Consider the following 21,018-nt stretch of genomic DNA (forward strand, 5'->3'; position numbering starts at 1 on the left):
CCGGTACCCGCTGGGAGGCATCGATGGCGCATGCGCTCCTCGGCGCGGTCACCTGCGGACGGTGCGGTGCGCGCGTCGCCGTGGCCGTCTCCACCTGCGCCCGCTGCGCGTCACCCCGCCTCGACGCCGCGCCGGGCACGGCGACCGGCCCCTACCAGGGCATGCTCATCGGCGTCGTCCCCGCCCCGGCCGGACGGCGGTATGCCGCCCGGGCGATGGACGCGGTCCCGCCCGCGGCCCTCCTCGCGGCGGCCGTGATCGGCGCCGGCGACGCGCGCTGGCCGGTGCTCGTCGTGCTCCTCCTCGTCGGAGCGGCATTCGCCGTGCTGACCGCGAACGCCGCGTCCTCGCTCCGCAGCGGCCAGACGCTCGGGCGACGCCTCCTCCGGCTCCGGACGGTCGACGACCTCTCCGGCGCGCCGCTCACCGCCATGGACCGGTTCGGCCGGATCCCCCGGCTGCTGCGACAGCGCACGACCGTGACCGCCGACCTCCGTGCCGGACGGGACCCCCTCGGGGTCGCCCGGCCCCCCGCCGACGCGCTCGGCGACGACGTGGCAGACGACGACGCCGGTCCGACCGTGGACGAGGCCGTCCGCCGTGCCCATCGCCGGACGACGTCGATCCGGGTCGAGGCGCCCGCGCCGACGGGAGCCGCCCTCGTGCTGGACTCCGGCGAGCGGCTCGCCGTCACGGAGCCGCTGGTCGTGGGCAGGAAGCCCGAGGCGCAGGTCGACGGCGTGACGCACGTCGTGCACACGTGGACCGACCTGTCGCGCACCGTCGCCAAGTCCCACGCGCTGTTCGCGTGGTCCGGCTCGAGCATGTGGATCACCGACCTGGGCAGCCTCTCGGGCACCGCCGTCATCACCCCCGAGGGCGAACGCCGTCCTCTGGTCGCGGGCGTGCCGACCGCGGCGAGCGTCGGCTGGACCGTCGAGCTCGGCCGCCGCCGCATCGTCATCGAACCGGACGCCCCCGAGGCCACCGCCTCCGAGTCCCCGACGGCCGTCCCGGACGCGACCGACGCGAGCCCGGCGGACGCCGTGTCCGACCCCGGACTCCGCTCCCGCACCGGCTCCCGTCCCCCGACCGCGGCCCCGTCCCCGGCCGTCGCCCCCGCACCGACCCCCACCGAGAGGACGGCGCCCCGTGCCGACTGATCCCGACGTCATCCTCCTGGAGACGATCCGCACCCACCGCTCCCGGCTCCGGTCGGCGTTCATCTTCGGGGAGCTCACCGAGCGCCGAATCGTGGACGACAACTCGAAGCGGTTCATCGCCAGCGTCGTGGTCGCGGCCGTCGTCTGCGCGGGCTGCGTGGGCGTCTCGTTCGTGGGGCACCTGCTGGGCGCAGCACCCGCGGGCGGACTCGGCGGCGTCGTCTCCACCCCGGTGCCCAGCCCGTGAGCACCTTCACGCGCGTCACCGTCCTCGGCTCGCACCGCCGCGTCGACCTGGTCGCCCCGAGCGACGAGGCCGTCGCCGCCCTGATCGCGCAGCTCGTCGAGCTGCTGGGCGAGCGGACGGAGTCGGCGGCCCGGCCGATGACGCTCATCCGCGCCTCCGGCGACCAGCTCGGCGCGGAGGAGTCCCTCGACGACCAGGGCGTCCTCGCCGGCGACGTCCTCCGGCTCGTGCGCGTGGACGACGCGCCGGCGCCGCCCGAGGTCGCCGACGTGACCGACGTGGTCGCCGAGGCGCGCGACGACCAGGGCTCGCTGTGGGCGGACGTGCACCGCATCTCGGCGTGCTGCGTCGCGATCGCGCTGCTCGCGGGGGTCGCCGGTGCATCGCTCGTCTCCCCGGACGCCGTCCCGGAGCTCGGCGGCGGCGCGCTCCTCCTCGCGGTCGCGGCCGCGGTGCTCGGGCTCGTGGGGGCCGCGCGTCCCGCGCTCGTGCTCACGGCCGCGGCGGCCGGTCTGGCCGTGCCCGCCACCGTCGCGGCGGTGGACGCCTGGATGCCGGGGGGCGCCTCGCTGCCCGTGCTCGCGTTCGCGACCTCCGGAGCGGCCTGGCTCGTGGTCGGCGTCGGCATCGGGGTCGGCCTGCGTCGGCGCACGCTGCTGCGCGGGAGCGTCGTCGGGGTCGCCGCCAGCGCCGTCGCCCTCGGCGTCGACCTGCTCGGGATGACGGTGCCGCAGGAGTCCGCGGTCGTCGGCACGGCCGCCGTCGTGCTGATCGGCCTCCTCCCCTGGTACTCGATGACGGCATCCGGCCTCACGGGCCTCGACGACCTCGTCATCGCCGGCACGCTGTCCGACCGCGACACGCTCCGGAGCACGGTCGACGAGGCGTACCGGTCGCTCAGCTGGGCCAGCCTCGCCGCGGCGGTCCCGGCGGCCATCGCCGCCGGAGCGCTCGTCGGCACGACGGATCCGTGGCCGATCGCCCTCGGCGTGTGCCTCACCCTGGTCCTCGCCCTGCGCACGCGCGCCTTCCCGCTGGCCTGGCAGGCCCTGCCGCTGTGGGCCGCCGTCGCCGCGGTGATCGTGATCGCGGCCCTCGCCCACGGCTCCGAGCGCGACGCCGTCGCCGCGGGCCTCGGAGCGGTGATGCTCGCGTGCGCCGCGGTCTGCGTCGCGCGGCCGTCGCTCCAGACGCGCGCACGCCTCCGCCGGGTGGGCAACCGCGTCGAGACCCTCGCCGTCGTCGCGCTGGTGCCGTGCGTCATCGGCGTCTTCGGCGTGTACCCGTCCCTGCTCGGGACCTTCTGACGATGGGACGCCTGATCAGCTCGCTCGGCACCACGGCCCACATGCTCCTCACGAGCCCCGCCTCGGCCTTCCGCGAGGCGACGGAGGCGGACGCCGCCGTGCGCATCCCGCTGCCGGTCTCGCGCCGGGTGGGCTTCGCCCAGCTCGCCGGCGGGAGCGGCACCTCCGCCGCCGCCGCCGCGGTCGCCGCCGCCCTCGCCTCGCGTCGCGCCGGCGTCTCCCTCGCCGTCAACGCGTCGGGCGGATCCACGCACGTCCTGCGCCGCCTGCCGGCGGAGGACGCGGATCCCCGCGCCCGGCGCGACGCCCTCCCCACCACGCTGCGACAGGCCGCGGCCGACCTCGCGTTCCCCCTCCCCCGCCTCGCCGCCCTCGACCTGCAGCGCCGGGACCGGCCGACCACCGCCGCGGAGGCCCGCACCTGGTTCGACGAGGTGAACCCCATCTCGCGGTTCTTCGACCTCGTCGTCACCGACTGGGGCGTGCGACCGGCCGCCGCCGACCTCGCGCTCACGGCCCTCGCCAGCCACGTGCTGTGCCTCGTCTGCCGGGCGGAGCGACACGCGCTGGAAGATGTCGTGGCCATGGTCCCCGCCCTCCGCGCCGAGCCCGACCCTCCGCGCATCGTGATCGTGAGCGTCGACGTCGGCGCGCGCGGCCGGCACGACGCACGCGACGTGATCGCGCGCGAGGTCGGCGTCCCGCTCATCGGCATGCCCTACGACGCCGCCTGGTCCACCGCCATCCCCACGCCGAGCCGGCGCCTGTCGCTCGCCTCGCGCACCGCCGTGCTCCGGCTCGCGAGCACCGTCATGGGGGAGGCGGTCGCCTCGCTGCCGTCCAACCGGGCGCCGTCCAACGGCGCGCCGTCCGACCGACCGGCCGACGACGCGCGCTCGGCGGCCGTCGCGTGAACCGCCTCGTCCACCGGCCGAGCCGCGTCACGCGCCCGCTCGAGCAGCCCGAGCAGGAGGCGCTGGCCGCGCCGCCCGCCATGCAGGACGGACCGCAGGGCGGCTTCCCCATCCAGTCCCTCATCCCCATCCTCGGCGCCACGGTCAGCGTCACGATGATGACGCTGCTCCGCGGCCAGCAGATCTACATGGTCATCGGCGCGCTCGTGCTCGTCGTGGCCGCGGTCGGCGGGCTCGCGATGGCGTTCACCCAGCGGAGCAGCTCCGCCCGGACGCGACGCGTCCAGAGGGAGCGCTACCTCGACTACCTGGAGCGCGTGCGGTCCCGCACCCGGGCGCGCGCCTTCGAGGCCCGGGAGCAGGCCGCCCTGCTGGACCCTGCCCCCGTCGCGCTCACCGAGATCGTGCGCGACCCGGCCCGCCTGTGGGAGCGGCGTCGCAGCGACGCCGACTTCCTGCGCGTGCGCCTGGGATCCGGCACGCGGCGCTGGCTCGAGCTGGCGCTCCCCCCGGAGGCGAACCCCGTCGAGCCGTACGACCCGATCATGGCCGCGGAGGCCGAGCAGGTCGTGGCGCAGCACGAGGTGGTGCGCGGGATGCCCATCACCGTCGACCTCGCGGGAGCCGGGCACGTCTCCGTGATCGGGCCCCGGGACGACGTGCTGAACGCCGCGCGCGCCCTGATCGCGCAGCTCGCGGTCTTCCACGCGCCCGACGACATGGTGATGGCGCTCACGTTCCCCGAGCACGCCGCGTCGGACTGGCGCGGCGTCGACCGTCTCCCGCACCTCGTGGTGGAGGACGTCTTCGACGGCCCCGTGCCCGCGCGCCGCGTCGCCCCCACCCCGCAGGCGCTCCGCACGGTCATCGGCGAGGACCTCGCCGACCGCGCCCAGCTCGCCGCCACGGCCCGCCGCGGCGGTCTCGACCAGGGGCCCGCCGACATCCCGCGGCTCGTGGTGTTCATGGACGACTACGGCAGCATCGCGGGGTCCCTGCCCGTGCCCGACGCCGAGCTCGACCTCCGCGACCTGCGGATCACGATCGTCCACCTGCTGAGCGACCGGCTGCACGAGCCCTCGGACGTGACGCTCCGCATCCTCGTCGGCGACGGATCGGCCGTCATCTCGGACGCGCGGCTCGCGCACCCCGTCTCCGAGGTCACACCCGACCGGATGCCGGTGGCGCTCCTCGACGTGCTCACGCGCGCCCTCGCTCCGCTGCGCCTCAGCATGTCGCGCAAGGACGAGGCGGAGTCCGCGCGGGCCATCGACATCTCCGAGCTGCTCGGGATCGGCGAGGTGAGCGCGCTCGACCCCGCCGTCACGCAGGCCCCGCGCTCCCCGCGCGACTTCCTGCGCGTGCCGGTCGGCCTCGACGACTTCGGCGAGCCGCTCCTGCTCGACATCAAGGAGGCCTCGCAGCTCGGCATCGGGCCGCACGGCCTGTGCGTCGGGGCGACCGGATCCGGCAAGAGCGAGTTCCTCCGCACCTTCGTGCTCGCCCTCGCGTCCTCGCACAGCCCCGAGGACCTCGCGATGATCCTCGTCGACTACAAGGGCGGCGCCGCGTTCGCGCCGTTCGCGAGCCTCCCGCACGTCGCCGGCCTCATCGACAACCTCGCCGACGACCCCCAGCTCACCCAGCGCGCCCGCGCGAGCCTCGCGGGCGAGGTGGTCCGGCGGCAGAAGATGCTCAAGGACGCGGGCAACGTCCCCTCCATCACCCACTACGCCGAGCTCCGCACCACCCGTCCCGACCTGCCCGGCATGCCGCACCTGCTGCTGATCATCGACGAGTTCGGCGAGCTCCTCACGGCCGAGCCGGACCTCATCGACCTGCTCATCCAGATCGGGCGCATCGGCCGCACGCTCGGCATCCACATGCTCCTGTCGAGCCAGCGCCTGGAGGCCGGCAAGCTGCGCGGCCTCGACACCTACCTGTCGTACCGGATCGCGCTCCGCACGTTCTCGGAGGCCGAGAGCAGCATGATCATCGACACCAGCGACGCCTTCCGGCTGCCCGCGGTGCCCGGCTACGCGTACCTGAAGTTCGACACCACCCTCCGCCGCTTCCGCTCCGGGTACGTCTCCGGGGCCATCGCCGCGTCGGATCCCGACCCCCAGTCCACGGGTGCCGACGCGCCCCGCGGGATGATCAGGCTGCCCACCTACAACGGCATCGCGACGCGCGAGAGCAGCCAGAGCGCCGAGGAGGCGCTCGCCCGTCCGGTCGTCGGCCGCGTCCTCGTCGACCTCGCCGTGGAGCGCATCCGCACCCGCGGCGAGCCCGTCGCCCCCGTCTGGCTGCCGCCGCTGCCGGAGCGGCTCACCCTCGCCTCCCTCGTCGACCGCGCCGACCAGCACCGCGCGCTCGCGGTGCCCGTCGGCCTCCTCGACGAGCCCGATCGCCAGCGCCAGGAGCCGTGGATCCTCGACCTCACGCGCAGCGGCGGCCACGCGGCGATCTTCGGCGCGCCGCAGTCGGGCCGCACCACCTTCCTCCGCACGGTCGTGGCCGGGCTCGCGCTCACGCACTCCCCCGACCAGGTCGCCGTCTACGGCCTCGACTTCTCCGGCGGAGGCCTGTCGCGCGTCGAGGGGTTCCCGCACGTCGGCGGCATCGCCACCCGGACGAGCCGCGAGAAGCTGCAGCGCGTCGCCGAGGAGATGCGCCGCATGCTCACGGAACGCGAGGCGGTCTTCCCCCGCCACGCGATCGACTCCCTGGCGACGCTCCGCCGCCTGCACGCCGAGGGCCGCGTCCCGGAGCTCGACGCGGCCGACGTGGTGCTGGTCGTGGACGAGGCCGGCGCCCTGCGCGGCGACCACGAGGACCTGGAGCCGGTCGTGCAGGAGCTGCTCCAGCGCGGCGGGTCGTACGGCATCCACGTGGTGCTGGCGCTCACGCGCTGGAACGACCTCCGCACGACCCTGCAGCCGTTCATCGGCACGCGCATCGAGCTGCGGCTCAACGACGCGCTCGAGTCGCTCGCCGGGCGGCGCCTCTCGGAGACGCTGCGCGCCGAGCAGCCGGGACGGGCGATCACCGACGACCGGCGGTTCGCGCAGATCGCCCTGCCGGTCCTCGAGACCGAGCCCGGCCTCGACGTGGGCGACGCGCTCGAGCGGCTCGCCCGCGACACCGCCGCGCGGTGGCAGGGATCGGGGGCGCGCGCCATCCGCCTCCTCCCGGAGAACCTCCCCGCCGCGCTCCTGCCCGACGCCGTCGAGGTGCCCGTCGCCGTGCCCGTCGGCCTCGCGCAGGAGACCATGCAGCCCGCGCTGCTGGACCACCGCGGTCCGGATCCGCACCTGCTCGTCTTCGGCGACCCGGGCGCCGGCAAGAGCAACCTGCTCCGGGTGCTCATCGACGGTTCCGTGCAGCGCAGCAGCTCGGACGAGCTCGTCGTCGCGCTCGTCGACTTCCGCGGCGCGCTGGCCGACGCGTGCCCCGACGACTACCTCGGCGGCTACGCGGGGGACGCCACGCAGGCCGGCGAGCTCATCACGGCGATCGCCGGGGAGCTGACGCGTCGACGTGCGGAGCACGACACCGCGGCGGCCCGGATCCTGCTGGTGATCGACGACCACGACATCGTGGCCGCCTCCGGCGCCGACGCCCTGCGCCCGCTCCTGCCGTTCATCGCGAGCGCGCGCGACCTGCGGCTCACCGTCGCCCTGGCGCGGCCGGTCGCGGGCACGTCGCGGGCGTTCTTCGACATCGTGCTGCAGTCCCTCCGCGACAACGGGGCGACGGCGGTCGTCATGTCGGGCGAACGGTCGGAGGGGCAGATCGTGCCCGGCATCCACGCCGAGCGCATGGTGCCCGGACGCGCCCGGGTCGTGCGTCGCGGCGCCCGCGCGCAGCTGATCCAGATCGCCCTGCACGAGGTCGCCGCCCCGGCGGAGGAGGAGATGGCCGCGCATGGCTGAGACGCCGAGCCCCCTCCTCCGCCCCCGCGAGCGCGCGGCCGTGCGCGTCGTCTTCGCCGGCACCTCGGGCGGCGTCGGCACCACGACGACCGCGGCGCTGGTGTTCGCGGCCCTCCAGGGCGGCACCGCCGGCGCGCCGACCCTCACCGACCACACGGGCGGGACGCTCGGGGGGCGTCTGCCGCTCGGCGACGAGGCCGGTGCCGTCGATGCGCGGCTGGTCCTCCACGACCTCGGCCCGCACGCCCGCGGCGAGGGCATCGACCTGCTCGAGTCGCCCGCCACCCTGCTGGCCATCACGACCGCGTCGACCCCCACCGGGATCGCGGCGGCCACGGAGCTGCTCACGGACATCACCGCCCGGTACGGGATCGAGGCGATGGCGCGCGTCACGATCGTCGCGAGCCGCACCAACGGACGCCACGACGTGCAGTCGGAGTCGCGCCGCCTGTTCGCGACCCACGGGCGCACCATCGTCTACGACATCCCCGACGACCCGGGGCTCGCGGTCGGCGGTCGCATCCCGGTCGCGCGCCTCCGGCGGCGCACCCGCGAGGCCCAGGCCCGGCTCGCGAAGCACCTCGACGACGTGGCCCGCCGGTTCCACCAGGCGCGCTCGAGCACGTGAGCGCGCGCGGTACGGCGGCCTCGCGCGGGTCGTCGTCCTCGGGCCGCTCCGGCAGACTGGTCCCATGTCCGTGACCCGACGCCGCATGACGTGCTCCCCCTCCGACGTCGCGGAGGTGGTGTCCGACGGCTGGCTGTTCCCCGCATGGGTCGTCGGCGCCTCGCGGATGCGCGCGGTCGACGACGCCTGGCCCGCCGTCGGCGCGAAGCTGCACCACTCGTTCGGCTCCTGGCCCGTCCTCCTCGACGACGCCACCACGATGCTCGAGTGGGACCCGCCGCGCAGGATGGTGATGCAGCCCAAGGGCTGGCCCGTCGGAGAGGCCCGGGTGACCCTCGAGGTGCGGACCCTGCCGGACGGCTGCGAGGTGCGGATGACCGAGGTGGCCGTGCGCGGACCCGGCCGGCTCGTCCCCGCGCCGATCATGGACCTGATGCTGCACGCCCGCAACGTGGAGACGCTCCGCCGGCTCGCGTACCTGGCCGAGGGGCGGCGCGCCGGCCGTCGGTGAGCCCCTGGCGTGCGCGCCTCGAGGGACGATGCCGCCGACCCCACCCGGTCGCCCGCGCGTCGCCGGCCGCGCGACCCCCGCGGCCTAGGGTGGACGCGTGAGCACCCCCACCGACCGGCCCTGGCTGGCCAGCTACGCGCCCGACGTCCCGCACGAGATCGACCTGCCGCAGGGGTCGCTCGTCGACATCGTCGACCAGTCCGTGCTCCGCTTCCCCGGCGGCACCGCGCTCGACTTCCTCGGCGCCGAGACGAGCTACGCCGAGCTCGGCGACCTCATCGCGCGGGCCGCGCAGGGACTGCACGACCAGGGCGTCCGCGCGGGCGACCCCGTCGCGATCGTGCTCCCCAACTGCCCGCAGCACGTCGTCGCGTTCTACGCCGTCCTCCGCCTCGGCGCCGTGGTCGTCGAGCACAACCCGCTCTACACGCCGCGTGAGCTGCAGCACCAGTTCGAGGACCACCGCGCCCGCACCGTCATCGCGTGGGACCGGTCGGTCGCGACCATCCAGGCGCTCCCGGACGGCGTGCGCCCCGAGCGCATCGTCTCCGTCGACGTCACGCGCGCCATGCCCCGCCGGACGCGTCTGCTGCTCCGGCTCCCCGTCCCGAAGGCTCGCGCCGCGCGTGCCGCCATCGCCGCGAAGGTCACCGGCACGACCCCCTGGGAGCGGATCGCCGCCGCCGCACCGCTGCCGGTCGACCACCCGCGGCCCGCCGCCGACGACCTCGCGGTGATCCAGTACACGAGCGGCACCACCGGGGCCCCCAAGGGCGCCGAGCTCACGCACCTCAACCTCAGCGCGAACGCCGCCCAGTCTCGCGCGTGGGTGCCCACCGTGCCGCGCGGCACGAGCGTCGTGTACGCCGTGCTGCCGATGTTCCACGCGTACGGCCTCACCCTCTGCCTCACCTTCGCGATGAGCATGGGATCCCGCCTCGTGCTCTTCCCCCGCTTCGAGCCCGACCTCGTGCTGCAGGCGATCCGCCGGCACCCGCCCACGTTCCTCCCCGCGGTGCCGCCCATCTACGCGAAGCTCCGCCAGGCGGCCGAGACCGAGGGCGTGTCGCTCGCAGGCATCTCCATCTCCATCTCCGGCGCCATGGCGCTGCCGGAGTCCGTGGTCGTCCCGTGGGAGGAGCAGACCGGCGGCTGGCTCGTCGAGGGCTACGGCCTGTCGGAGTGCTCCCCGGTGCTGATGGCCAACCCCGTGGGCGATACGCGCCGCGCCGGGACCGTCGGCCTGCCGCTGCCGAACACCGAGGTGCGCGTGGTGGATCCGGACGACCCGTCGGTCGACCGGCCCGCGGGCGAGCCCGGCGAGCTGCTCGTGCGCGGGCCGCAGGTGTTCCGCGGATACCACGGCCGGCCCGAGGAGACGGCCTCGGTGCTGCTCGAGGGCGGCTGGTTCCGCACGGGCGACGTGGTGACGATCGACGCGGACGGCTTCGTCCGCATCGCCGACCGGATCAAGGAGCTCATCATCACCGGCGGCTTCAACGTCTCGCCGTCCGAGGTGGAGGACGCCGTGCGCGAGCTCGCCGGGGTGCGCGACGCGGCGGTCGTCGGGATCCCGCGCGACGGCGGCGACGAGGAGGTGGTCGCGGCCGTCGTGCTCGACGAGGGCGCGACGCTCGACGAGCAGGCCGCGCGCGCCGAGCTCCGCGGGCACCTCACGCCGTACAAGGTGCCGCGTCGGATCGTGGTGCTCGACGAGCTGCCGACCTCCCTGCTGGGGAAGGTGCTGCGCCGCGAGGTGCGCGAGGGGATCGTGGCCCGGGGCTGACGGCCGCGCGACGGCGGAGGGAGCGCGGCACCGCGACACGCGCCGCCGCGCCGCCGCATGTCGCCGTGCCGCTCCCGTCCGCGCCGCTAGAAGAAGTCGCCCCCGCCGAAGTCGGCTCCGCCGCCGAAGTCGCCACCGCCGAAGTCGCCGCCCCCGAAGTCACCGCTGCCCGCGTCGCCGCTGCCCGCGTCGCCGGCGCCCGCGTCCGTCCCGCCGGCGTCGGCCGCTCCCGCGTCCCCGCCCGCGTCCTGCGCGCCGGCGTCGCCCGCGCCGTCGGCCCCGTCGGCTCCGGCCTGGTCGCCTCCGACCGCATCCGGGATCAGCGCCTGCGCGATGGCCGACCCGACCACGACGCCCGCGACCGTGCCGAGCATGGATCCCGCGATCATGCCGCCCATGCCCATCCCGCCGCCAGCACCGCCGCCGGCGAGGCCGCCGCGGGGGCCGAGGGTGCGCTCGAGCGTGCCCGGGGCGCGCATCTCGGATCGGGTGGCCGAGCGCGCGAGAGACTCGGGACGGTCGTCCACGGGCGCGTCGCCCTCGGCGGCGTCCGAGCTCAGCTGGCGGAAGAGGATCTCGCGCTGCTCGGGGGTCAGCTTCCGGAAGGCCTCCAGGTGGACCTCCTCGATGCGCTCGGGCGGCGCCGTGCGGAGGAGGTAGCGGTAGCGCTCGACCGCGACCTCGTCGGCGCTGCGCTCACGCGGCGCGGGCGCCGATGCGGGGTCCGGCGCGGATCCGCGTCGGTCGTGGGGCTGCTCGTCGCGGCCCAGGAGCCTGTCCAGGAATCCCATGGTGGTGCCTCTCGCAGAGGGCCGGATCGGCGGGGTTCGCCGACCGCATCAGCCGCGGCCACCGTATTCCGTCCACCGGGGAGACCCGTGGGAGGGGCGTGGGGATCCGGTCAGCGCTCCGCGCGACCGCGCCGCGCACGACGGCGGACGGCGCGCCCGACCAGCAGGAGCAGCAGGGTCCCGAGCACCGCGTACACGGCGTAGTCGAGGTACCGGGCGTACCGGTCGATGAGCTCGTACTGGCTGCCGAGCGCGGCGCCCAGCCCGATGAGCGCCCCGTTCCAGAGCCCGCTGCCGGCGATCGTGTAGGAGCTGAACGTGCCGAGGTGCATGCCGGCGGCGCCGGCCGGGAGCGAGATGAGGCTGCGGACCCCGGGCACGAGCCGCCCGAAGAAGACCGCCGAGCGGCCGTGCCGGTGGAACCACGCTGCGGCGACCTCGAAGTCGTGGCGCTCCACCAGCGGCAGCCTCGAGAGCACGCGGATGGTGCGCTCCTCGCCCGCCTTCCGGCCGAGCCCGTAGAGCAGCAGGGCGCCGAGGTACGCGCCGAGGGTGCTCGCGACGATCACGAGGACGATGTTCATGCGCCCCGTGGCGGCCACGAAGCCCGCCAGCGGGAGCACGACCTCGCTGGGGATGGGCGGGAACACCGTCTCGACGAAGGTCATCGCGCCGACGCCGACCTCGCCGAGCGCCTCGATGACGCGGGCGGCGGCGCCCACGAGCCCGTCGAGGCCCTGGAGCGGATCCTCGCCCGTCGCGGCGGGGCGCACCCCGGCGATCGTCGTCGGCAGCAGGGTCGGCGGCAGGAGAGCGGTCACCCGACCACGGTACCGGCCGCCTCGCCCGAGGGGCCGGCGGGCGGACGGCGGCATCGACGCGAGACGGCGGGCGACCGGCGGGACGCGCCCGGGCACCGTGGACGGGGGCGCGCCGCGGGGGCGTCCCGTACCGTGGACGCGTGCCGTCCCCGATCCGACTCCCCCGGTCCCTCCGCACCTCCGTCTCCCTCCTCGTCGCGCTCGGTGTCGTCGCCGGCCTCGGCGCGTGCACGTCTGCGACCGATCCGGACGGGGTGCAGCGCCCCGTCACGGGCGCGCCCGACGCGGCCCTCACGGTGGTCGGCGACGCCGACGACTCCGGCGCGTCGGTCGCGATGAGCGGCAGCCTCTTCCGTTCCGCGCCCGTCGCCGTGCTGGCGCCGGCCGGCGACGTCGCCGCGCAGGAGCTCGGCGCCGCGGCCGCCGTCGCGCTGGGGGCGCCGCTCCTCGTGGACGGCGCCGGTGCCGTGCCCGAGATCGAGCGCCTCGGATCGGACGACGTGCTCGCCGTGGGCGGCGTCGGCGAGGGCGCGACACAGGCCCTGCCCGGATCCACCACCGTCGTGCGGGCGGCGCACGCCGAGGACGTGGCGCGCCTCACCGGGGCCGACGTCGGCGCCGCTCCCGACGCGGACGACGCGGCCGCCGCCGTCACACGCGCCGCCGCGCTCACGGCCCCCGCCGGCGCGCTCCCGTCGTCGGCGGATCCCGACGCGGGGCTCCCCCGCACGGCGCCCGCCGCCGCCCTCGACGCCGCGCACGCGCTCGCGACCGACGCCGCGTCCTCGCTCGCCGCCGTCGCCACGGCCCGTGCGGCCGGGGTCGGCGTCACCGTGCTGCCCGAGGCCTCGCCGGATCCGCGCTCCTCCGCCGACGCGATCACCGCCCTGCACGACGCCGGGGCCGCGCACACGCTCGCGATCGGCGCCCCGTACGCCGACGACGCGTCGCTCGAGGGCCGGATCCGCACCGCTGCCACCGGCGACCAGCTCCCGGGCGGCGGCCAGCTCGTCTTCCCGGACAAGCGCTACGTCGCCCTGTACGGCGCGGCCGGCTCGGGCGCGCTCGGGGTCCTCGGCGAGCAGGGCCCGGCCGACGCGGTGGCGCGCGCGAAGGCGCAGGCCGCCGAGTACCAGCCCTTCTCCGACGCGCCCGTGGTGCCGATGTTCGAGCTCATCGCCACCGTCGCCTCGGGCTCCGCGGGCACGGACGGCGACTACTCCTCCGAGGTCCCGGTCGAGACGCTGCAGCCGTGGCTGGACGCGGCCCGCGACGCCGGCGTCTACGTGGTGATCGACCTGCAGCCCGGCCGCACCGACTTCCTCACCCAGGCGAAGCGGTACGAGTCCGTCCTCGCGCAGCCGGGCGTGGGCCTGGCGCTCGACCCCGAGTGGCGGCTCGGCCCGGACCAGGTGCCGCTGAAGCAGATCGGCAGCGTCTCCGCCGCCGAGGTCGACGCCACCACCGACTGGCTGGCCGGCCTCGTCCGTGACCGGGGGCTCCCGCAGAAGATGCTCGTGCTGCACCAGTTCCGGCTGAACATGATCACCGACCGGGCGTCGCTCGACATGACCCACCCCGAGCTCGCGATGCTCATCCACGCCGACGGCCAGGGCGGCCAGCCCGACAAGCAGGCCACGTGGCGCGCACTGCACACCGACGCTCCCGCCGGGATGCGCTGGGGCTGGAAGGACTTCATCGACGAGGACAAGCCCATGCTCACGCCCGAGCAGACGATGCGGGACGTGTCCCCTACGCCGGACCTCGTCACCTACCAGTAGGGACGCGGCCGGCCGGGGGGCCCGCCGGCTCAGGACTCGGTGACGACGCCCGCGTCCACGTGCCAGTGCCGGTCGAGGCGCACCGCGTCGAGCATCCGCCGGTCGTGGGTGACGAGCAGGAGCGTGCCCTCGTAGGAGTCGAGCGCCTGCTCCAGCTGCTCGATGGCGGGCAGGTCGAGGTGGTTGGTCGGCTCGTCGAGCACGAGCAGGTTGACCCCGCGCGCCTGCAGGAGCGCGAGCCCCGCGCGCGTGCGCTCCCCCGGCGACAGGCCGTCGACGGGACGCGTGACGTGGTCGGCCCGCAGGCCGAACTTGGCGAGCAGCGTGCGGACCTCGGCGGGCGAGAGATCCGGCACCTGCTCGGCGAAGGACTCGGCGAGCGGCAGATCGCCACGGAGCGACGCGCGGGCCTGGTCGATCTCGCCCACCTGCACGCTGCGGCCGGGCGACGCGTCGCCGGAGTCGGGCGCGAGGCGGCCGAGGATCAGGCCGAGGAGCGTCGACTTGCCGGCGCCGTTCGGGCCGGTGATGCCGATGCGGTCGCCGCCGTCGACCTGGAGGGAGACGGGGCCGAGCGTGAACGCGCCGCGCGTCACGGTCGCCTCGCGGAGGGTCGCCACGACGGCGCTCGACCGGGGCGCGGACCCGATGGTGAACGCCAGCTCCCACTCCTTGCGGGGCTCCTCGACCTCCTCGAGGCGCGCGATGCGGCTCTCCATCTGGCGGACCTTCTGGCCCTGCTTCTCGCTCGACTCGGCGCTCGCCTTGCGCCGGATCTTGTCGTTGTCGGGCGCCTTCCGCATGGCGTTCCGGACGCCCTGCGACGACCACTCGCGCTGGGTGCGGGCGCGGGAGACGAGGTCGGCCTTGGTGTCGGCGAACTGCTCGTACGCCTCGCGCGCGTGGCGGCGGGCGACCTGCCGCTCCTCGAGGAACGCGTCGTAGCCGCCCTCGTAGACGCGGACGCTGTCCTGCGCGAGGTCGAGCTCGACGACGGTCGTGACGCAGCGGGCCAGGAACTCGCGGTCGTGCGACACGAGGACGACGCCGCCGCGGAGGCCGCGCACGAACGACTCCAGGCGCGCGAGGCCGTCCAGGTCGAGGTCGTTGGTGGGCTCGTCGAGGAGCACCACGTCGAAGCGGCTGAGCAGGAGCGCGGCGAGGGCGACGCGGGCCGCCTGCCCGCCGGACAGGCCCGCGGTGGGGAGCGCGGGATCGAGGTCGAGGCCCAGCTCCGCGAGCGTGACAGGAAGGCGCTCGTCGAGGTCGGCCGCGCCGCTCGCCATCCAGCGGTCGAGCGCCGTGCCGTACGCGTCGTCGGCGCCGGGCAGGCCCTCGCCGAGAGCGACCGCCGTACGATCCAGCTCGGCCGACGCCTCGGCGCACCCCGTGCGGCGGGCGACGTAGCCCGCGACGGTCTCGCCGGGAATCCGCTCGTGCTCCTGCGGCAGCCAGCCGATGAAGGCATCGGCGGGCGAGAGCAGCACGCGGCCGTCCTGCGGCGCGTCCACCCCCGCGAGGAGCCGCAGCAGCGTGCTCTTGCCCGCGCCGTTCGCGCCGACGAGCCCCACGACGTCCCCGGGCGCGACCGTGAGGTCGAGCCCGGAGAACAGCGTGCGGTGCCCGTGTCCTCCGGCGAGGCCACGGGCGACGAGGGTGGCGGTCACGAGGCCTGCGCGCGCTCCAGCACGAGCTCGCGGACGCGGGCCGCGTCCGCCTGGCCGCGCATGGCCTTCATCACGGCGCCGATGACGGCGCCGGCGGCCTGCACCTTGCCGTCGCGGATCTTCGCGAGCACGTCGGGCTGTGCCTGGAGCGCCTCGTCGATGGCCTGGATGAGCGGGCCGTCGTCGGACACGACCGCGAGGCCGCGGGCGTCCACGACCTCCTGCGCCGTGCCCTCGCCGTCGATGACGCCCTCGAGCACGTCACGCGCCAGGCGGTTCGTCAGCGTGCCGGCCTCGACCAGCTCGATGACGGACGCCACCTGCTGCGGGCTGATGAGCGTCGCCGCGTCCACGCCGCGCGCGTTGGCGATGCGGGCGATCTCGCCCGTCCACCACTTGCGCGCGGCCTGCGGGGCGGCCCCGGCCTCGACCGTGTCGACGAGCTCGGTGAGGAGCCCGGAGTTCACGACGTCCTGGAACTCCAGGTCGGTGAAGCCCCACTCGGCCTTCAGCCGACGGCGGCGGATCGCGGGCGCCTCGGGGAGCGCCGCCCGGAGCTCCGCGATCAGCTCGGCGCTCGGCTGCACGGGCAGCAGGTCGGGCTCCGGGAAGTAGCGGTAGTCGTCGGCGTCGCTCTTCGGGCGGCCGGCGGAGGTGCGGCCGGTGTCCTCGTGCCAGTGGCGCGTCTCCTGCGTGATCGTGCCGCCCGCGGCGAGGATCGCGGCCTGGCGCTGGATCTCGTAGCGGATGGCGCGCTCGACGCTGCGGAGCGAGTTGACGTTCTTCGTCTCCGTGCGGGTGCCGAGCTTCCCGGATCCGCGCGGGCTCAGCGAGATGTTCGCGTCGCAGCGGAGGTTGCCGCGCTCCATCTTCGCGTCGGAGATGCCGAGCGCCACGACGATGTCGCGGATCGTCGACACGTACGCCTTCGCGAGCTCGGGGGCCTCGCCTTCCGCGCCGTAGATGATGTCCGTGACGATCTCCACCAGCGGCACGCCCGCGCGGTTGTAGTCGACCAGCGAGTGGTCGGCGCCCTGGATCCGGCCCGTCGCGCCGCCCACGTGCGTGAGCTTCCCCGCGTCCTCCTCCATGTGCGCGCGCTCGATGGGCACCGTGACGATGCGGCCGTCGGGCATCTCCACCTCGACGGAGCCGCGGAACGCGATGGGCTCGTCGAACTGGCTGATCTGGTAGTTCTTCGCGAGGTCCGGGTAGAAGTAGTTCTTCCGGGCGAAGCGCGAGCTCTCCGCGATCGAGCAGCCGAGGGCGAGCCCGAGGCTGATCGAGTGCTTCACGGCCTGCTCGTTCACGACCGGCAGCGAGCCCGGGAGACCCAGGTCGACGGGAGTGATGTTGGTGTTGGGCTCGCCGCCGAAGAAGTTCGGGGCGTCGGAGAACATCTTCGTGCGCGTGTTCAGCTCCACGTGCACCTCGAACCCGAGCACGGGCTCGAACATCTCGATGGCCTCGTCGTAGTCCATCAGCTCGGCTTTGGCCATCAGTGCGTGTCTCCGTCCGTGGTGCGGCGCGCGGCGCGCGCGAGCTCGGGTGCCTGGGCGAGCAGGGGCCCGCCCCACTGCCGCTCGAGGATCTGCTCGAGGGCGGCGCCGACCGTGTAGAGGCGCGCGTCCTCGCGGGCGGGCGCCATGAACTGGATCCCGACGGGCAGGCCGTCCTCGGGCGCGAGCCCGATGGGGAGGCCGATGCCGGGGACGCCCGCGAGGTTCGCGGGGATCGTCGTGAGGTCGTTGAGGTACATCGCCAGCGGTTCGTCGAGCTTCTCGCCCAGCTTGAACGCCGTGGTGGGCGCGGACGGCGTGACGAGCACGTCGACCTGCTGGAACGCGGCGTCGAAGTCGCGCTGGATGAGCGTGCGGACCTTCTGCGCGCTGCCGTAGTAGGCGTCGTAGTAGCCGGCGCTCAGCGCGTAGGTGCCGAGGATGATGCGGCGCTTGACCTCGGGGCCGAAGCCGGCCTCGCGGGTCGCCGCCATGACGTCCTCGACGGTGCCGCCGCCGGGCGGGTTCACCCGGAGGCCGAAGCGCACCGAGTCGAACTTGGCGAGGTTGCTCGACGCCTCCGCGGGGAGGATCAGGTAGTACGCGGCGATGGCATGCTCGAAGTTCGGGGCGGACACCTCGACGATCTCGGCGCCGGCCTCCTCGAGGAGCGCGAGCGCCTCGCGGAAGCGCTGCGTGACGCCGGGCTGGAAGCCCTCGCCGTCGAGCTGCTTCACGACGCCGACGCGGACGCCCTTCAGGGCGCCCTCGCGCTGCCCGGCGCGGGCGGCGTCCGCGAAGGACGGCCACCGGTCGGTGAGCGAGGTGGAGTCGCGCGGGTCGTGCCCGCCGATGACGTCGTGCACGAGCGCCGAGTCGAGCACCGTGCGGGACACGGGGCCGACCTGGTCGAGGCTCGACGCGAGCGCGATGGCGCCGTACCGGCTGACGCCGCCGTAGGTGGGCTTGACGCCGACCGAGCCGGTGACGGCCGCGGGCTGGCGGATGGATCCGCCGGTGTCGGAGCCGAGCGCGACGGGTGCCTCGAACGCGGCGACCGCGGCCGCGGATCCACCGCCCGAGCCACCGGGGATGCGGTCGAGGTCCCACGGGTTGTGCGTGGCGCCGAACGCGGAGTGCTCGGTGGAGGAGCCCATCGCGAACTCGTCCATGTTGGTCTTGCCGAGCGGCACGAGGCCCGCGGCGCGGAGGCGCTGGACGACGGTCGCGTCGTAGGGCGGCGTCCAGCCCTCGAGCATGCGCGAGCCCGCGGTGGACGGCATGTCGATGGTGCAGAGCACGTCCTTGATGGCGATGGGCACGCCCGCGAGCGGCCCGAGGGCGGCGCCCTCGGCGCGCTGCGCGTCGATCTCCGCGGCGCGCCGGAGCGCCGCTTCACCGGATACGTGCAGGAACGCGTGGACGTCGCCGTCGACGTGGTCGATGCGGTCGAGGTGGGCGCGCACGGCGTCGACGCTGGAGACGTCGCCCGATGCGAGGCGGTCGGCGAGGGCGGACGCGCTGAGGCGCGTGAGGTCGTCGGTCATGGTGCTCCTACTGCTCTTCGCCGAGGATCGCGGACACCTTGAAGCGGGAGCCGTCGTGCTCGGGCGCGCCCTGGAGGGCCTGCTCCGTGGTCAGCGTCACGCCCGGGACGTCGGGGCGGTACACGTTGACCAGCGGGATCGGGTGGCTCGTCGCGGGCACGTCCGGCCCCGCGACCGCGGTGACCTTCGCGACCGACTCGACGATGAGGCCGAGCTCGGTCGTGAGCGTGTCGATCTCCGCGTCGCTCAGGCGGATGCGCGCGAGTCCCGCGAGGTGCTGCACCTGCTCCCGGCTGATCTGCTCCGTGGGGGTCGGCGCCGGGGGGTTCTCGTCCCCCCGCGTCGCGTCGGCGTGCTCGGGCCGGGTGTCGGACATGCGTCTCCAAAGGACTGTGTGCGGGGGTACCGGGAGATTCTATTAGCGTGACCCCCATGCCCACCGCAGCCCGGATCCCCGCCCCCCGTCGATCCGCTGCGCGCCGTGCCGCCCGCGCGGGCACCGGCCGCGTCGGCGGGACCCGTGTCCGCGCGGGTCTCGCGGCGTCCGCCGCCGCGCTCGCCCTGGTGCCCCTCGCGGGCTGCGCGCCCGTGAGCGACGTGCGCGGCAACTGGCACCTCGTCGCCGCACGCGACTCGGGCGGTGCGCTGGCGATCGGCGACACCCTCATCACCATGCGCGTGGGCGGCGGGGAGATCAGCGGGCGCGGTCCGTGCAACGACTACTCGGGCCCGATCCGGGACTCGGGCGAGGGGATGCTCGCCGCCGTGGCGCCGGGCGCCCTCCCCTGCGACGACGCCGGTGTCGAGGCGGAGTACTTCCACGACCTCGCGGAGGTCACCTCCTGGCGCGTGGACGACGGCCACCTCGTCGCGTCCGGCGCCGACGGCGTGCGGCTCGAGTACGCCGAGCGCAGCCGGGGCTGATCCCGCGCGCCTACCGGCCGCTCGCGTCGGTCGCGACCGCGTCGCGCACGGGGCGGTCGATCCCGATGAGCGCGAGGTTCCGGAACGACTCCGTGCCCCGGTCGAAGTACCCGTTGTGGCCCGCGACGCCGGCGAGGGCCCCGTCGGCCGACACGCCCGCCGCGCCGCCCGTGCCCCGCACGCCGAACGGCCGCGCGCCGAAGCCGGGGCTGCCGGGATCCGCGCCGAACCAGGACGACCCCGCGACCGGATCCCCCGGCGCCTCCCCCACGAACACCCGGTCGGCCGGCACGCTCAGCTCGGAGACGTCGCGGACGACGCCGCCCGGCGAGCCGACCAGCGCGAGCGCGTCGGCCGACGCCCGGCCGCTCGACAGCGCGAGGAGCGCGGCCGTCGAGCCGTACGAGTGCGCGATGACGGTGAGGCGCGGCGGCGCCTCGACGCGTGCCCCGCGGATGCCCTGGATCGCGGCCTCCAGACGCACGGCGCCCTCCTCCGCCAGGGCGAGCGAGCCGATGCCCGTGAGGTCGGGCGTGCGGTAGCCGAGCCACGCGATCGTCGCGACGCCGCCGCCTCGGCCCGGGCCGCCCAGGAGGCGCGTCTGCTCCTCCTGCAGGCGCGCGGCCACCTCCGTCCAGTCGACGAGGCGCTCGGAGACGGCGTAGAGCATGCCCGGCACGACGACGTCGACGTACGCGGCGGTCTCGAGGTCGCCCGTGACGACCGCGGCGCGACCCGGCCAGCGCGTGTCCAGCGCGAGCAGGGCGCGCTCGGGCCCGGCGCCGGGCGCGAGGGCGGCGCGGACCCCGGCGAGCATGCCCAGCTCCCGCCCGATCACCTGCTGCGCGCCGCGGCCCGGCGTCCTGCGCGCCACCTCGTGCAGGTGGTGTCGGCGCTCGGCGAGGTGGCGGCGGTTGGCGGAGTCCCGCACGTCGACAGGCAGGCCCTCGAGATTCCCGATCAGCTCGGGGACGCCGTCGGCCAGGTCGTCCCGGTCGTCGGGTGCCAGCGCGTCCCACCAGGCCCGGACGGTCGAGGCCGTCGGCGGGCGGCGCACGAGGTCGTGGATCAGGTCGGGGGTCGTGCGTGCGAGGCGCCGGAGCTCGGCGGCGTCGAGGGCGGGCAGGGCCGCCAGGAGCGCGACGGGCGGCATGCGGCGCAGTGCCGGATCGGTCGCGCGGCCGTGGCGGAGGAGCTGGAGCACGCGCGGCGGAGGCGGCGTGCGAGCGGCGAGGGTGGGATCCGCGGCGTCCGGCCCGGCGAGGAGGCCGGTGGATGACGGAGCCGCGAGCATGGACACCGCGTGCACGGCGGAGGTGGGCGGGGAAGCCGCGGGCCCGGCCGCCGCGGCGGACGCGGCGGTAGCGGCGGACGCGGCGGTGGCGGCCGACGCGGCGGGGACGCCGAGGGGGCCGACCGGGCCGAGGCACAGGGCCGCGGCGGTCAGCAGCGCGGGGACGCGAGGAGACACGGGTGGGAGCCCCCAGGAGAGCCGGC

The 21,018-nt window shown here is 75.6% G+C and carries 17 protein-coding genes; 10 read left to right on the plus strand and 7 right to left on the minus strand.

Annotation, left to right across the window (positions count from 1 at the left end):
- Positions 1–23: 23 nt before the first annotated feature.
- From PED38_RS06255 to PED38_RS06290, 8 genes are all read left to right on the plus strand, one after another.
- Positions 24–1,163: an RDD family protein gene (locus PED38_RS06255; RefSeq protein WP_270980352.1), complete on the plus strand. Its 1,140-nt coding sequence runs from the start codon at positions 24–26 to the stop codon at positions 1,161–1,163.
- A complete protein-coding gene (locus PED38_RS06260) occupies positions 1,153–1,410 on the plus strand; it encodes a hypothetical protein (protein ID WP_063072704.1) in 258 nt (85 codons plus the stop codon). Before PED38_RS06255 ends, PED38_RS06260 begins: the two co-directional genes overlap by 11 nt.
- A complete protein-coding gene (locus tag PED38_RS06265; RefSeq protein WP_270980355.1) occupies positions 1,407–2,717 on the plus strand; it encodes an EsaB/YukD family protein in 1,311 nt (436 codons plus the stop codon). The genes PED38_RS06260 and PED38_RS06265 overlap by 4 nt, the downstream gene beginning before the upstream one ends.
- 2 nt (positions 2,718–2,719) lie before the next feature.
- Positions 2,720–3,631, plus strand: a complete 912-nt coding sequence (locus tag PED38_RS06270) for a hypothetical protein (protein WP_063072702.1) — start codon at positions 2,720–2,722, stop codon at positions 3,629–3,631.
- A complete protein-coding gene (eccCa, locus tag PED38_RS06275) occupies positions 3,628–7,566 on the plus strand; it encodes a type VII secretion protein EccCa (RefSeq protein WP_063072701.1) in 3,939 nt (1,312 codons plus the stop codon). The genes PED38_RS06270 and eccCa overlap by 4 nt, the downstream gene beginning before the upstream one ends.
- Positions 7,559–8,194: a hypothetical protein gene (locus PED38_RS06280; protein WP_270980356.1), complete on the plus strand. Its 636-nt coding sequence runs from the start codon at positions 7,559–7,561 to the stop codon at positions 8,192–8,194. Before eccCa ends, PED38_RS06280 begins: the two co-directional genes overlap by 8 nt.
- Positions 8,195–8,258: 64 nt before the next feature.
- Positions 8,259–8,705 (plus strand): SRPBCC family protein, encoded by a 447-nt coding sequence (locus PED38_RS06285; RefSeq protein WP_063072699.1) that lies wholly within the window; start codon positions 8,259–8,261, stop codon positions 8,703–8,705.
- Positions 8,706–8,802: 97 nt separating this feature from the next.
- Positions 8,803–10,491, plus strand: coding sequence for a long-chain-fatty-acid--CoA ligase (locus PED38_RS06290; RefSeq protein ID WP_063072698.1), 1,689 nt, complete (start codon positions 8,803–8,805; stop codon positions 10,489–10,491).
- Positions 10,492–10,577: 86 nt separating this feature from the next.
- Here PED38_RS06290 and PED38_RS06295 read toward each other — a convergent pair whose 3' ends face one another.
- A complete protein-coding gene (locus tag PED38_RS06295; protein WP_270980357.1) occupies positions 10,578–11,282 on the minus strand; it encodes a hypothetical protein in 705 nt (234 codons plus the stop codon).
- Between the two features lie 110 nt (positions 11,283–11,392).
- Positions 11,393–12,103, minus strand: coding sequence for a DedA family protein (locus PED38_RS06300; RefSeq protein ID WP_414748029.1), 711 nt, complete (start codon positions 12,101–12,103; stop codon positions 11,393–11,395).
- 140 nt (positions 12,104–12,243) lie between these two features.
- Here PED38_RS06300 and PED38_RS06305 point away from each other — a divergent pair, with 140 nt between their 5' ends.
- Positions 12,244–13,884 (plus strand): hypothetical protein, encoded by a 1,641-nt coding sequence (locus PED38_RS06305; RefSeq protein ID WP_270980358.1) that lies wholly within the window; start codon positions 12,244–12,246, stop codon positions 13,882–13,884.
- 29 nt (positions 13,885–13,913) lie between these two features.
- Here the strand turns inward: PED38_RS06305 and PED38_RS06310 are convergent, their stop codons facing one another.
- Genes PED38_RS06310 through gatC form a run of 4 tightly spaced genes read right to left on the minus strand, consistent with a single transcriptional unit; the run spans position 13,914 to position 18,973 of the window.
- On the minus strand, positions 13,914–15,551 hold the full coding sequence (locus tag PED38_RS06310; protein WP_270980359.1) for an ABC-F family ATP-binding cassette domain-containing protein: 1,638 nt from the start codon (positions 15,549–15,551) through the stop codon (positions 13,914–13,916).
- Positions 15,548–17,050 carry an Asp-tRNA(Asn)/Glu-tRNA(Gln) amidotransferase subunit GatB gene (gene gatB, locus PED38_RS06315; protein WP_063072694.1) on the minus strand — a complete coding sequence of 501 codons (1,503 nt, stop codon included), beginning with the start codon at positions 17,048–17,050 and terminating at the stop codon, positions 15,548–15,550. The genes PED38_RS06310 and gatB overlap by 4 nt, the downstream gene beginning before the upstream one ends.
- On the minus strand, positions 17,050–18,597 hold the full coding sequence (gene gatA, locus PED38_RS06320) for an Asp-tRNA(Asn)/Glu-tRNA(Gln) amidotransferase subunit GatA (RefSeq protein ID WP_270980361.1): 1,548 nt from the start codon (positions 18,595–18,597) through the stop codon (positions 17,050–17,052). The genes gatB and gatA overlap by 1 nt, the downstream gene beginning before the upstream one ends.
- A gap of 7 nt (positions 18,598–18,604) precedes the next feature.
- On the minus strand, positions 18,605–18,973 hold the full coding sequence (gene gatC, locus PED38_RS06325; protein WP_081235143.1) for an Asp-tRNA(Asn)/Glu-tRNA(Gln) amidotransferase subunit GatC: 369 nt from the start codon (positions 18,971–18,973) through the stop codon (positions 18,605–18,607).
- A gap of 56 nt (positions 18,974–19,029) precedes the next feature.
- Between gatC and PED38_RS06330 the strand changes: the two genes are divergently transcribed.
- Positions 19,030–19,521: an META domain-containing protein gene (locus PED38_RS06330; protein WP_270980362.1), complete on the plus strand. Its 492-nt coding sequence runs from the start codon at positions 19,030–19,032 to the stop codon at positions 19,519–19,521.
- 10 nt (positions 19,522–19,531) lie between these two features.
- On the opposite strand, the gene PED38_RS06335 is transcribed toward PED38_RS06330, so the two are convergent.
- Positions 19,532–20,992, minus strand: coding sequence for an alpha/beta hydrolase (locus PED38_RS06335; protein ID WP_270980363.1), 1,461 nt, complete (start codon positions 20,990–20,992; stop codon positions 19,532–19,534).
- Positions 20,993–21,018: the final 26 nt, after the last annotated feature.

It is taken from the genome of Clavibacter sp. CT19 (assembly GCF_027858075.1).
Classification (GTDB): domain Bacteria; phylum Actinomycetota; class Actinomycetes; order Actinomycetales; family Microbacteriaceae; genus Clavibacter; species Clavibacter tessellarius_A.